Source organism: Bradyrhizobium sp. U87765 SZCCT0048 (assembly GCF_018131225.1).
In the GTDB taxonomy this organism is placed as follows: domain Bacteria; phylum Pseudomonadota; class Alphaproteobacteria; order Rhizobiales; family Xanthobacteraceae; genus Bradyrhizobium_A.
The window spans coordinates 57,160-69,941 of sequence record NZ_JAFCMM010000003.1; the positions used below are offsets into that span (position 1 = coordinate 57,160).

The window sequence follows — 12,782 nt, forward strand, 5'->3', positions numbered from 1 at the left end:
CCCGACGGCTACATATTCAGCACGCGGCCGTAGGCGTCGAGCACCGCTTCCTTCATCATCTCCGACAGGGTCGGATGCGGGAAGACGGTGTGCATCAGCTCTTCCTCGGTGGTCTCGAGGTTCATCGCCACGACATAGCCCTGGATCAGCTCCGTGACCTCGGCGCCGACCATGTGGGCGCCGAGCAGCTGTCCCGTCTTCTTGTCGAAGATCACCTTCACGAGGCCCTGATCCTCGCCGAGCGCGATCGCCTTGCCGTTGCCGATGAACGGGAAACGGCCGACACGGATCTCGCGGCCGCCTTCCTTGGCCTTCGCTTCGGTGAGGCCGACGGACGCGATCTGCGGGTGGCAGTAGGTGCAGCCCGGGATCATGTTCTTGTCCATTGCGTGCGGGTGCAGACCCTTGATCGCCTCGACACAGATCACGCCCTCGTGCTCGGCCTTGTGCGCCAGCATCGGCGGACCGGCGACGTCGCCGATGGCGTAGATGCCCGGCACGTTGGTCTTGCCGTGGCCGTCGATGACGATGCAGCCGCGGTCGGTCTTGACGCCGAGCTTCTCGAGCCCGAGGCCCTCGATGTTGCCGACGACGCCGACGGCGGAGATGACACGATCGACCTCGATGGTTTCGGTCTTGCCCTTGCCGTCATCGAGGGTCGCAACCACACTGTCGCTCTTCTTGTCGAGCCGGGTGACCTTGGTATTGGCGCGGATCTTGATGCCCTGCTTCTCGAACGCCTTGCGCGCGAAGGTCGCGATCTCGGCATCCTCGACCGGGAGGATCTGCGGCAGCACTTCGACGATGGTCACCTCGGCGCCCATGGTGCGGTAGAACGAGGCGAACTCGACACCGATCGCGCCGGAGCCGACCACCAGCAGCGACTTCGGCATCTTCTCCGGCACCATGGCCTCGAAGTAGGTCCACACCAGCTTCTTGTCGGGCTCGAGGCCCGGCAGCACGCGCGGCCGCGCGCCGGTGGCGACGATGATGTGCTTGGCGTCATAGCTGCCGGCGCCAAGCGCGCCCTTGGGGGCTGCGACCGACGACGCCTTCACCGTGAACTTGCCGGGCGCGTCGATGACAGCCTCGCCCCAGATCACGGTGACCTTGTTCTTCTTCATCAGGAAGCCGACGCCGTCATTGAGCTGCTTCGACACCCCGCGCGAACGCTGCACCACGGCCTTGGGATCGTAGGCGACATTGTCCGCCGACAGGCCATAGTCCTTGGCGTGCTTCATGTAGTGGTAGATCTCGGCCGAGCGCAGCAGCGCCTTGGTCGGGATGCAGCCCCAGTTCAGGCAGATGCCGCCGAGGTACTGCTTCTCGACGATCGCGGTCTTGAAGCCGAGCTGCGCGGCGCGGATGGCCGCCACATACCCGCCCGGCCCCGAGCCGATGATGACGACGTCGAAGGATGTATCGGCCATTCTCTGGATCTCTGTCTGGCTGGATCTTGGTCAGAAAGGTCTGAAGGCAGGAAGGTCTGAGGGGGAGAGAACCCGCCGAAGCGGGCTCATACCACCATCATGATCGGGTTTTCGATCAGCGCCTTGAAGGCCGCGACGAGCTGCGCGCCGAGCGCGCCGTCCATCGCGCGGTGATCGCACGACAGCGTGACGCTCATGATGGTCGCAATCTCGATCTTGCCGTTGCGCACCACCGCCCGCTCCTCGCCGGCGCCGACTGCGAGAATGGTCGACTGCGGCGGGTTGATCACGGCGGTGAAGTCCTTGATGCCGTACATGCCAAGGTTGGACACCGACGTGGTGCCACCCTGGTACTCTTCCGGCTTCAGCTTGCGCGCGCGGGCGCGCGCCGCCATGTCCTTCATCTCGGCGGAGATCACCGACACCGGCTTGATGTGCGCGTTGCGGATCACCGGCGTGATCAGGCCGCTCGGGATCGACACCGCGACGCTGACGTCGGACACCTTGTGACGCAGCATGGCGCCGTCGGTGAAGGTGACGTTGGCATCCGGCACGCGCTGCAGGGCCACCGCCAGCGCCTTGATGACGAAGTCGTTGACCGAGAGCTTGTAGGCCGGCTTGCCGTCCTTGTCCTTCGGCGCGGCTGCGTTGATCTCCTCACGCGCGGCGACGAGCTTGCCGATATCGCAGTCGGTGGTGAGGTAATAGTGCGGGATGTCGCGCTTGGCTGCGGTCAGGCGCTGGGCGATCACCTTGCGCATGTTGTCATGCGGGATGACCTCGTAGCTGCCCTCGGCGAACAGCGCGCGGACCTGCTGGTCGGTCGGCCCCGCGGGCGGCGCGGAGACGCCGGCAGCCGGTGCAACCGCCGGCTTGAGGCCCTGGCCGGACTTCGCCGCGTCGATATCGCGCGCGACGACACGGCCATGCGGACCGCTGCCGAGCACCCGCGACAGATCGATGCCGAACTCCTTGGCGAGGCGACGCGCCAGCGGCGAGGAGAACACGCGCTGGCCGGTGGCCGGAGCAGCGGCCGCCTGCGCCGCCGCAGCCGCGGCCTGCGGTGCAGCAGCGGGCGTCGGCGCAGCGGCCGGGGCCGCCGGCTTCGGCGCTTCAACCTTCGCCTCCGCCTTCGGGGCTTCGGCCTTGGCGGCGGGCGCGGCCGCAGCACCGGATGCTGCCGCCTTGACGTCCTCGCCCTCGCCGGCAAGCACGGCGATCACGTTGTTCACCGGCACGTCGGCGGTGCCTTCCGGCACCAGGATCTTGGCGAGGGTCCCTTCGTCCACCGCCTCGACTTCCATCGTCGCCTTGTCGGTTTCGATCTCGGCGATGACATCGCCGGACTTCACCTTGTCGCCCTCTTTCTTGAGCCACTTGGCGAGGTTGCCCTTTTCCATGGTCGGCGAAAGAGCGGGCATCAGAATATTGATCGGCATGGGATAAGCCCTGCTCTCTCAGCGGTAACAAACGGCCTTGGCAGCCTGGACGACATCGTCGACCGACGGCAGCGCCAGCTTCTCGAGATTGGCCGCGTACGGCATCGGCACGTCCTTGCCGGACACGCGCGCCACCGGGGCATCGAGATAGTCGAAGGCATGCTCCATCAGCCGCGCGGCGATCTCGGCGCCGACGCCGCTCTGCTGCCAGCCTTCCTCGACCGTCACGGCGCGGCCAGTCTTCTTGACCGATGCGACGAGGGTCTCGGTGTCGAGAGGACGCAGCGTGCGCAGATCGATGACCTCGGCCTCGATGCCGTCCTTGGCAAGCTGCTCGGCCGCCTTGAGGGCGTAGGTCATGCCATTCGACCACGAAATGATCGTGACATGCTGACCGGCCCGCGCGATGCGCGCCTTGCCGATCGGGAGCACGAAGTCGTCGAGCTTGGGCACTTCGCCGCTGTGGCCGTACAGGATCTCGTTCTCGAGGAAGATCACCGGATTGGGATCACGGATCGCAGCCTTCAGCAGGCCCTTGGCGTCGGCTGCGGAATACGGCGCGATCACCTTGAGGCCGGGAATGTTCGAGAACCAGGCCGAATAGTCCTGGCTGTGCTGGGCCGCGACGCGGGCGGCGGCACCGTTGGGGCCGCGGAACACGATCGAGGAGCCCATCTGGCCGCCGGACATGTACAGCGTCTTGGCCGCCGAGTTGATGATCTGGTCCATCGCCTGCATGGCGAAGTTGAAGGTCATGAACTCGACGATCGGCTTGAGGCCGGCGAATGCAGCGCCGACGCCGATGCCGGCAAAACCATGCTCGGTGATCGGCGTATCGATCACGCGGCGGTCGCCGAACTCCTGCAGCAGGCCCTGGGTGATCTTGTAGGCGCCCTGATACTCGGCGACCTCTTCACCCATCACGAAGACATCGCCATCGCGACGCATCTCTTCGGCCATGGCATCACGCAGCGCTTCGCGCACCGTCATGGTCACCATCTCGGTGCCCGCCGGAATGTCCGGATCGGAGGCGACCACCGCGGCCGGCGCCGCCGGTGCGTGGGTGGCCGGCGCAGGCGCCGGCTTGCCGGCGGCGGGAGCCTCGGCCTTGGCCGGCGGCGCAGCCGCCGGAGCTTTGGCGAGATCGTCGGCGCTCTCGCCGTCACCGAGGATGGTGGCGATCGGCGTATTCACGGCGACATCGGCGGTGCCTTCGGGCACCAGGATCTTGCCGAGGGTCCCTTCGTCGGTCGCCTCGACCTCCATGGTCGCCTTGTCGGTCTCGATCTCGGCGATGACGTCGCCGGACTTGATGGTCTCGCCTTCCTTCTTCAGCCACTTGGAGAGGTTGCCCTTCTCCATCGTCGGCGAGAGTGCAGGCATCAGAACTTGAATCGGCATGGTGCTCTCGTGCGGGCTGATCAGCGATAGACGTCGGTGTAGAGCTCGGACGCATCCGGCTCCGGATCGGACTGCGCGAAGTCGGCGGAGGCGTTGACGATCTCGCGCACCTCGGCGTCGATCGCCTTCAGCTCCTGCTCGCTGACCTTCAGCTCGAGCAGACGGCTGCGCACCTGCTCGATCGGGTCCTGGTCGTGACGGACCTTCTCGACCTCTTCACGCGTACGGTACTTCGCGGGATCCGACATCGAGTGACCGCGGTAGCGGTAGGTCTGCATCTCGAGAATGTACGGGCCCTTGCCCTCGCGGCACCACTGCACCGCGGCGTCGGCCGCGGCCTTGACCGCGCGCACGTCCATGCCGTCGACCTGCTCGCCGGGAATGTTGAACGACACGCCGCGCTTGGAGAAGTCCTGCTGCGCGGAGGAGCGCGACACCGAGGTGCCCATGGCGTAGCGGTTGTTCTCGATGACGTAGATCACCGGCAGCTTCCAGAGCTCCGCCATGTTGAAGCTCTCGTAGACCTGGCCCTGGTTGGCCGCGCCGTCGCCGAAATAGGCGACCGCGACATTATCGTTGCCACGGTAACGATTGGCGAAGGCGAGACCGGTGCCGAGCGACACCTGGGCGCCGACGATGCCATGACCGCCGTAGAAATTCTTCTCCTTGCTGAACATGTGCATGGAGCCGCCCTTGCCCTTGGAGTAGCCGCCGCGCCGGCCGGTCAACTCCGCCATGACGCCGTTGGCGTCCATGCCGCAAGCCAGCATGTGGCCGTGATCACGATATCCCGTGATGATCTGGTCGCCTTCCTTCAGCGCCATCTGCACGCCGACGACGACCGCTTCCTGGCCGATGTAGAGATGGCAGAAACCACCGATGGCGCCCATGCCGTAGAGCTGACCCGCCTTCTCTTCGAAGCGCCGGATCAGCAACATCTCGCGCAGCGCGCTGAGTTCCTGCTCCTTGGTGAACTTGAGATTTGCGATGGGGCGGGCGCCATTCCCCGCCTCCTGAGCGACGCTTTTCTTGGCAGCGGCCATGATCAATCCGGATGAGAGAAGAAGACTGTGGGTGGTTCTGTCTACCTTAACTCCAACGGACGTGAAAGCCGTGTATGCCGCCACGCGAACAACTCATCTCGCACTGCAGCGACGATCACAGCGGCGCGCACGAAATTTGTGCAAGCAATTCGATCGCATTTTGAAATTTAACGCACGACACTGCGGTGAGGCGACGCAGTCTGCCGGGCACGCGCGATCGTTCGCGCGCATATGAAACAGAATCTCACGCGATCGGAAAATTCCTGTCGCAGGTCAGAGCTGTCATGCGCGACAGGCGAGTCTCGCCGGGACGCTGGCGTATCAGTGCGCGACCATGCGCACGACATCGCGCGGATTGGCGAAGTCGAGCTGATAGCGCGCGCGCTCGTCCAGCATGTCGGGATCGAGGCGATCGGAGCGCAGCAGCGAGACGCGATGCTCGGCGTCCGCCCGCTCCTTCTTCAGGCGCGCGAGCTCGTTGGTGAGCGCGACGATTTCCTGGTCGAGCTCGACGCGCGCGGTCAGGCCGTAACGGCCTGTGTAGGCGTTGATGCCGAAATATGCGATCATCGCCGCCGCCATCGCATAGAGGGCGAGCCCGGTCATGATCGCTTTGAGGCGGCTGCGGGAAACCATGGCGGTACGATGCCGCGACGCAGTTAACGTTCTCTGAAGAGCCCCGTGAAAAGCAAAACGGCGGCCGTGCGGATCGCACGACCACCGTCATCTGCATCATCCGGCCGCCGGGCTTGCCCGGCAGATTCTGCTTCAGTTCATGTTCAGTTCTTGCCGAAGCGGGCCGCCGCGCCCTTGATCGCGGCGAGGCCACCGTAGCGCGCCTGGGTTCCCAGCTCCTGCTCGATGCGCAGCAACTGGTTGTACTTGGCAGTGCGGTCGGAGCGCGCCAGAGAGCCGGTCTTGATCTGGCCGCAGCCGGTGGCGACGGCGAGGTCGGCGATGGTGGAATCCTCGGTCTCGCCGGAGCGGTGCGACATCACCGCGGTGTAGGCGGCCTTGTAGGCCATCTCGATCGCCGCCAGCGTCTCGGTCAGCGTACCAATCTGGTTGACCTTGACCAGGATCGAGTTGGCGCGGCCATGCTTGATGCCGTCGGCAAGACGCGTGACGTTGGTGACGAACAGGTCGTCGCCGACCAGCTGGCACTTGCTGCCGACGATGTCGGTGAGCTCCTTCCAGCCGTCCATGTCGTCCTCGGACATGCCGTCCTCGATCGACACGATCGGATAGCGCGCGACGAGATCGGCGAGATACTGCGCCTGCTCGGACCGCGTGCGGGTCTTGCCCTCGCCGCCATAGACGTATTTGCCGTCCTTGAAGAACTCGGTCGAGGCGCAGTCGAGCGCCAGCATGACGTCCTCGCCGGCCTTGTAGCCGGCCTTGCCGATCGCACTCATCACGAACTCGAGGGCTGCGTCTGCCGACGGCAGGTTCGGCGCGAAGCCGCCTTCGTCACCGACATTGGTGTTGTGGCCGGCTTTCTTCAGCTCGCCCTTGAGCGTGTGGAAGATCTCGGCGCCGCAGCGCAGGGCCTCGGCGAAGCTCTTGGCGCCGACGGGCATGATCATGAATTCCTGGAAGTCGATAGGATTGTCGGCGTGGACGCCGCCATTGATGATGTTCATCATCGGCACCGGCAGGGTGCGCGCCGAGGTGCCGCCGACATAGCGGTAGAGCGGCAGGGCGCTGGCTTCCGCCGCGGCCTTGGCGACCGCCAGCGACACGCCGAGGATGGCGTTGGCGCCGAGCCGGCTCTTGTTGGGTGTGCCGTCGAGGGCGATCAGGGTCTCGTCGATCAGCACCTGCTCCTCGGCGTCCATGCCGCCGATGGCCTCGAGGATCTCGCCGTTGACCGCCGCGACCGCCTTCTGCACGCCCTTGCCGAGATAGCGGGCCTTGTCGCCGTCGCGCAGTTCCACCGCCTCGTGGGCGCCGGTCGAGGCGCCCGACGGCACCGCAGCCCGCCCGAGCGAGCCATCCTCCAGCACCACGTCGACTTCGACGGTCGGATTGCCGCGGCTGTCGAGAATTTCGCGGCCGATGATGTCAATAATGGCGGTCATGGAGATCCCTTTGGAGCTGCAGGTCGGAAAACGCAGGTGCTTCTACAGGAAGCGCCGCGGGCGGAAAAGGCCGCCGGCCACGGTCCCGCGTGACCCGGGCGTTTGGATTAGGTATCAGGGCTTTACGGAGACCATATGATGCCACGCAAGCCACGTTCAGCCGCCCCCGCGCCCGCCTCTGCGCCCCTGCAGCTCGGCCGGGAAACCCACCTGCCCAACTCCCCGGACGAGGCCAGGCTCGACCGCATTCCCAATCCCCAGGCCGACACCGACTACCTGGTGCGCTTCACCACGCCCGAATTCACATCGATCTGCCCGGTCACCGGACAGCCCGACTTCGCGCATATCGTCATCGACATGGCGCCTGGCCCGTTTCTGGTCGAATCCAAATCGCTGAAGCTGTACCTGCTCAGCTTCCGCAACCACGGCGCCTTCCACGAGGACTGCACGGTGGCGATCGGCAAGCGGCTGGTGAAGGAGATCAAGCCCAAGTTCCTGCGGATCGGGGGCTACTGGTACCCGCGCGGCGGCATTCCGATCGACGTGTTCTGGCAGACCGGCAAGCTGCCCAAGGGGCTGTGGCTGCCGGACCAGGGCGTCACGCCCTATCGCGGCCGCGGCTGACCCGCGGCCGCTCCAAGCGGGCCTTGAAGTCTGATTGAAAACGCCAACGCCGACCCAAATTTTTGTCGTCGCCGGGCTTGTCCCGGCGACCCCGGCAAGGGAGGCACTACATCCCTGAGCGGGATGGCCGGGACGAGCCCGGCCATGGCAGAGAAAGTTGGAACAGGCTGTTATTTAAACATGGCCTGACATCAGTCTCTTAGATCGCGCCCGTCCGGGTGTCCGACTTGGCAAGCTGGTCGAACGCCATCAGCGTCCTGACCAGCCCTTCGAACTCTTTCAGCGGCACCATGTTGGGGCCGTCGGAGGGGGCATGGTCGGGATCGGGGTGGGTCTCGATGAACACGCCGGCAACGCCGACCGCGACGGCGGCCCGCGCCAGCACTGGCACGAACTCGCGCTCGCCGCCCGAGGATCCACCCTTCCCGCCGGGCTGCTGCACCGAATGGGTGGCGTCGAAGATCACCGGGGCGCCGGTGGTGCGGGCGAGGATCGGCAGCGCCCGCATGTCGGACACCAGCGTGTTGTAGCCGAAGGACGCGCCGCGCTCGGTGACCATGACGTTGCGGTTGCCGCCGCTGGTCAGCTTGGCCACGACATTGCTCATGTCCCATGGCGCCAGGAACTGGCCCTTCTTGACGTTCACCACCTTGCCGGTGGCCGCGGCGGCCAGCAGCAGGTCGGTCTGGCGGCACAGAAACGCCGGGATCTGCAGCACGTCCACGGCCTGCGCGACGCGGGCGCACTGCTCGATCTCATGCACGTCGGTCAGTACCGGCAGGCCGAGCGAGGAGCGGATCTCGGCGAACACTGGCAGCGCCTGGTCGAGGCCGATGCCACGGGCACCGGACACGCTGGTACGGTTGGCCTTGTCGAACGAGGTCTTGTAGACGAGGCCGACGCCAAGCCGCACCGCGATCTCCTTGAGCGCCGACGCGACCTCGAGCGCATGCGCGCGGCTTTCCAGCTGACACGGGCCGGCGATGATCGACAGAGGCAGGGCGTTGCCGAAACGGACCGCCCCGACGGCGACGTCCGGAGCTGCGGAAACGTTGGCGGTCACGGGCGATCCTTTCGGGGGTACGGGCTCACGTTGCGCGGGCGGCGCTTACTTCACCGCCGAGAACGCGGTCGGCGCCAGGAACTGGTTGGCGATGCGATCGACGATCTGGCCGTCCTTCTCGGTTTCGGCGCGGGCGGTCGTCCACTCCGGATCGGCGACAAACGCATTCCAGCGCTTCTCGCGATCGGCAAGCGAGTCCCAGGCGAGCAGATAGGTCAGCGTCTGGTTGGATTCGCCAATCAGCGTGGTGAAGAAACCAGCCTGGCGAATGCCGTGCTTCTCGAACAGCTTCAGCGTGATGGTCTCGAAACGCTTGAGCAGCGCCGGCAGACGACCGGGCACGCAGTGATAGGTACGCATTTCGTAGATCATCGGGCTTTTCCCCTTGTTCTGATGGTTGGAGGACCATGCATGCGGCGCCGGACCATCCGGCGCAGGCGCGCTGTTGTCGCAGCAATCCGCGGAACCGTCAAAGCCGGCCGCAGCGGGGCAGCCGTCAGACCAGGCGGCTCTGCACCACCGCCGCCTGGATGAACGAGGCGAACAGCGGATGCGGCTCGAACGGCCGCGACTTCAGCTCGGGGTGGAACTGAACGCCGATGAACCAGGGATGGTCCTCATACTCGACGATCTCCGGCAGCAGGCCGTCGGGCGACAGGCCCGAGAACCGCAGACCGTGCTGCTCGAGGCGATCCTTGTAGGCGGTGTTGACCTCGTAGCGGTGGCGATGGCGCTCGGAAATCTCCAGCGCATTGTCATAGATCCCCGACACCCGGCTGCCGCGCACCAGCGACGCCGGATAGGCGCCGAGCCGCATGGTTCCGCCGAGATCGCCAGCCGTGTGGCGCTTCTCGAGCTCGTTACCGCGCAGCCATTCGGTCATCAGGCCGACCACCGGCTCGGAGGTCGGACCGAACTCGGTGGAGTTCGCCGCCTCGATGCCGCCGAGATTGCGGGCCGCCTCGATCACCGCCATCTGCATGCCGAAGCAGATGCCGAAATACGGCACATGGCGCTCGCGCGCGAACTGCGCCGCGCGGATCTTGCCCTCGGCGCCGCGCTGGCCGAAGCCGCCGGGCACCAGGATGCCATTGACGTGTTCGAGGAACGGCGCCGGATCCTCGTTCTCGAACACCTCGCTCTCGATCCAGTCGAGATTGACCTTGACCTTGTTGGCGATTCCGCCGTGGGCCAGCGCCTCGATCAGGGATTTGTAGGCGTCCTTCATGCCGGTGTACTTGCCGACGATGGCGATCGTCACCTGGCCTTCGGGATTGCGGACACGCCCGTTGATCTCGTGCCAGCTGTCGAGCACCGGCGCGCTCTTCGGCGTCATGTGGAAGGCGGCGAGCACCTCGTCGTCGAGGCCGGCGGCGTGGTAGGCCTCGGGCACCGCATAGATGTTGTCGACGTCGCGGGCCTCGATCACGGCGCTCTCGCGCACGTTGCAGAACAGGCCGAGCTTGCGGCGCTCTTCCTTCGGAATCTCGCGGTCGGTCCGGCACAGCAGGATGTCCGGCTGGATGCCGATCGAACGCAGCTCCTTGACCGAGTGCTGAGTCGGCTTGGTCTTCAGCTCGCCGGCGCTCGGGATGTAGGGCAACAGCGTCAGGTGGATGTAGATCGCCTGATCGCGCGGCAGGTCGTTCTTGATCTGGCGGATCGCCTCGAAGAACGGCAATCCCTCGATGTCGCCGACCGTGCCGCCGATCTCGCACAGCACGAAGTCGTAGTCGTCGTTGCCGCTGCGGATGAAATCCTTGATGGCGTTGGTGACATGCGGCACCACCTGGATGGTGGCGCCGAGATAGTCGCCGCGGCGCTCCTTGGTCAGGATGTCCTGGTAGATGCGGCCGGTGGTGATGTTGTCCTGCTTGCTCGCCGGACGGCCCGTGAAGCGCTCATAGTGACCGAGGTCGAGATCGGTCTCCGCGCCGTCGTCGGTCACGAACACTTCGCCGTGCTGATACGGCGACATCGTTCCGGGATCAAGGTTGAGATAGGGGTCGAGCTTGCGAAGGCGGACCTTGTAGCCTCGCGCCTGCAGCAGGGCGCCGAGCGCCGCCGATGCCAGGCCTTTTCCGAGCGAGGAAACCACGCCGCCGGTGATGAAGATGTACCGCGCCATGGGACCTTACCTTTAACGCTCCGCGCGCGATTCGCAAAACGAATCGCGCTTTGCCGTGACCAGAATTCTAAGCTGTGGGTGACTTCGAAAACGAAGTCATTTCAAGTAGTTCGGGCGACCTTTTCAGATCGCCCGGAACCAGGACAGCCGATGGCTGCAATGCGTTATTGCGAGCGCGGCGGTTGCGGTGCCGACGGGGCCTGCGCAGGCTCCTGCTTCTGGAGCTGATCGAGAATGCCGCCGCTCGTCGACGGCGCCACCGGCGTCGCCGATCCGGGCGCCGAAATCGGCGCCGGGCCGGGATTGAGGATCGAGGCCGGCTTGCGCTCGTAGCTCGCGAGCCACGACAGGAACAGGCTGGTCAGGAAAAACCCGGCCGCCAGGATCGCCGTGGTCCGGGTCAGAAGATTCGCCGTGCCCCGGCTGGTCATGAAACCGCCGCCGCTGCCGATCCCGAGCCCGCCGCCTTCCGAGCGCTGCAGCAGCACCGCCCCGATCAGGGCAGCCACGATCATGAGATGAATGACGATAATGACGGTCTGCATCTGATCCTTCCGTCACACACGATTCTCCGCCGTGACGTCGGCGATCAGAAGCGCTTGCGGGAGTTGAGGTTGCGCGGTGTCTACACGATGGAAGCCGGGATGGCCACCCCTCACGCGCGAAACGCGGGCGGTGGCCAGCGGTTTTCCGCCGCCCCTCATCTAGGGACAGGCTTTTGCGATCGCAAGGAAATCGGCAGCCTTGAGGCTCGCGCCCCCGACCAGCGCGCCATTGACGTTCGCGACCGCCATCAGCTCGGCCGCGTTCGAGGGCTTGACCGAGCCGCCATAGAGGATGCGGACACCAGCCCCTTCCTTACTCAGGCGTTCGTTGAGCTTTTTACGGATAAAGCCATGAACTTCCTCGACATCCTTCACCGTCGGGGTCAGCCCCGTCCCGATCGCCCAGACCGGTTCATAGGCGATGATCAGGTTCCCGGCGGTGGCGCCGTCCGGCACCGATCCAGCGAGCTGGGCGCCGACCACCGCGAGCGCCTCGCCGGCGTCGCGCTGCTCCCGCGTCTCACCGACGCAGACGATCGCGACGAGGCCAGCTCGCCAGGCGGCCTGCGCCTTGGCCTGGACCACCGCATCGCTCTCGCCATGGTCGGTGCGGCGCTCGGAGTGGCCGACGATCACCGCGGTCGCCCCGGCATCCGCCAGCATCTCCGCCGAGACGTCGCCGGTATGGGCGCCTGATGCCGCCGTGTGACAGTCCTGACCACCGAGCGCCGCCCTGGAATTGGCCACCACACCCGCGGCACGCGACAGCAGCGTCGCCGGCGGACAGATCATCAGGTCGACCTTGCGGCCGAGGTCGTCGGCCCCCTGCGCGATCGCCGCCAGTTCCACGGCCGACGCCTTCAGCCCGTTCATCTTCCAGTTTCCCGCGATCAGCGGACGCAGCGTGGCGGTCATGGCGGCTCCCATCTTGTTGCGGTTGTCAGCTAGCAGACACACCCCCACCGCGCCAGAGCGGCCCGGCCGTCGTCCACGAACCTCGCGCCGCCGGCGGACCGCGGCCGCCGCCC

At 65.9% G+C, this 12,782-nt stretch carries 12 protein-coding genes; 1 reads left to right on the forward strand and 11 read right to left on the reverse strand.

The genetic code is table 11. From position 1 onward, the window contains the following. Window positions 1-8 precede the first annotated feature (8 nt). The 6 genes from lpdA to eno all read right to left on the reverse strand — a co-directional run bounded on the left by lpdA (window position 9) and on the right by eno (window position 7,394). On the reverse strand, window positions 9-1,430 hold the full coding sequence (gene lpdA, locus JQ639_RS18820; RefSeq protein WP_211970502.1) for a dihydrolipoyl dehydrogenase: 1,422 nt from the start codon (window positions 1,428-1,430) through the stop codon (window positions 9-11). 86 nt (window positions 1,431-1,516) lie between these two features. Beyond that, complete coding sequence (locus JQ639_RS18825) at window positions 1,517-2,869, reverse strand: pyruvate dehydrogenase complex dihydrolipoamide acetyltransferase (protein WP_211970503.1); 1,353 nt, start codon at window positions 2,867-2,869, stop codon at window positions 1,517-1,519. A gap of 18 nt (window positions 2,870-2,887) precedes the next feature. Continuing rightward, a complete protein-coding gene (locus JQ639_RS18830) occupies window positions 2,888-4,270 on the reverse strand; it encodes a pyruvate dehydrogenase complex E1 component subunit beta (protein ID WP_211970504.1) in 1,383 nt (460 codons plus the stop codon). 20 nt (window positions 4,271-4,290) lie between these two features. Further along, on the reverse strand, window positions 4,291-5,313 hold the full coding sequence (gene pdhA / locus JQ639_RS18835; RefSeq protein WP_211970505.1) for a pyruvate dehydrogenase (acetyl-transferring) E1 component subunit alpha: 1,023 nt from the start codon (window positions 5,311-5,313) through the stop codon (window positions 4,291-4,293). 321 nt (window positions 5,314-5,634) lie between these two features. After that, window positions 5,635-5,949 carry a septum formation initiator family protein gene (locus JQ639_RS18840; RefSeq protein ID WP_211970506.1) on the reverse strand — a complete coding sequence of 105 codons (315 nt, stop codon included), beginning with the start codon at window positions 5,947-5,949 and terminating at the stop codon, window positions 5,635-5,637. A gap of 143 nt (window positions 5,950-6,092) precedes the next feature. After that, window positions 6,093-7,394, reverse strand: a complete 1,302-nt coding sequence (gene eno, locus JQ639_RS18845) for a phosphopyruvate hydratase (protein WP_211970507.1) — start codon at window positions 7,392-7,394, stop codon at window positions 6,093-6,095. A gap of 138 nt (window positions 7,395-7,532) precedes the next feature. Here eno and queF point away from each other — a divergent pair, with 138 nt between their 5' ends. After that, window positions 7,533-8,018 (forward strand): preQ(1) synthase, encoded by a 486-nt coding sequence (queF, locus tag JQ639_RS18850; RefSeq protein WP_211970508.1) that lies wholly within the window; start codon window positions 7,533-7,535, stop codon window positions 8,016-8,018. Window positions 8,019-8,217: 199 nt separating this feature from the next. Here the strand turns inward: queF and kdsA are convergent, their stop codons facing one another. The 5 genes from kdsA to tpiA all read right to left on the reverse strand — a co-directional run bounded on the left by kdsA (window position 8,218) and on the right by tpiA (window position 12,669). Further along, window positions 8,218-9,081 (reverse strand): 3-deoxy-8-phosphooctulonate synthase, encoded by an 864-nt coding sequence (gene kdsA, locus JQ639_RS18855; protein ID WP_211970509.1) that lies wholly within the window; start codon window positions 9,079-9,081, stop codon window positions 8,218-8,220. 45 nt (window positions 9,082-9,126) lie between these two features. Next, entirely contained in the window at window positions 9,127-9,453 is a 327-nt protein-coding gene (locus JQ639_RS18860) for an NIPSNAP family protein (RefSeq protein WP_211970510.1), read from the reverse strand. Between the two features lie 124 nt (window positions 9,454-9,577). Then, window positions 9,578-11,209: a CTP synthase gene (gene pyrG, locus JQ639_RS18865; protein ID WP_211970511.1), complete on the reverse strand. Its 1,632-nt coding sequence runs from the start codon at window positions 11,207-11,209 to the stop codon at window positions 9,578-9,580. A 164-nt stretch (window positions 11,210-11,373) separates the two neighbouring features. Then, the gene (gene secG, locus JQ639_RS18870; RefSeq protein WP_211970512.1) at window positions 11,374-11,754 is read right to left on the reverse strand and encodes a preprotein translocase subunit SecG; all 381 of its coding nucleotides are present in this window, start codon (window positions 11,752-11,754) and stop codon (window positions 11,374-11,376) included. A 159-nt stretch (window positions 11,755-11,913) separates the two neighbouring features. Beyond that, window positions 11,914-12,669: a triose-phosphate isomerase gene (tpiA, locus tag JQ639_RS18875; protein ID WP_211970513.1), complete on the reverse strand. Its 756-nt coding sequence runs from the start codon at window positions 12,667-12,669 to the stop codon at window positions 11,914-11,916. Window positions 12,670-12,782: the final 113 nt, after the last annotated feature.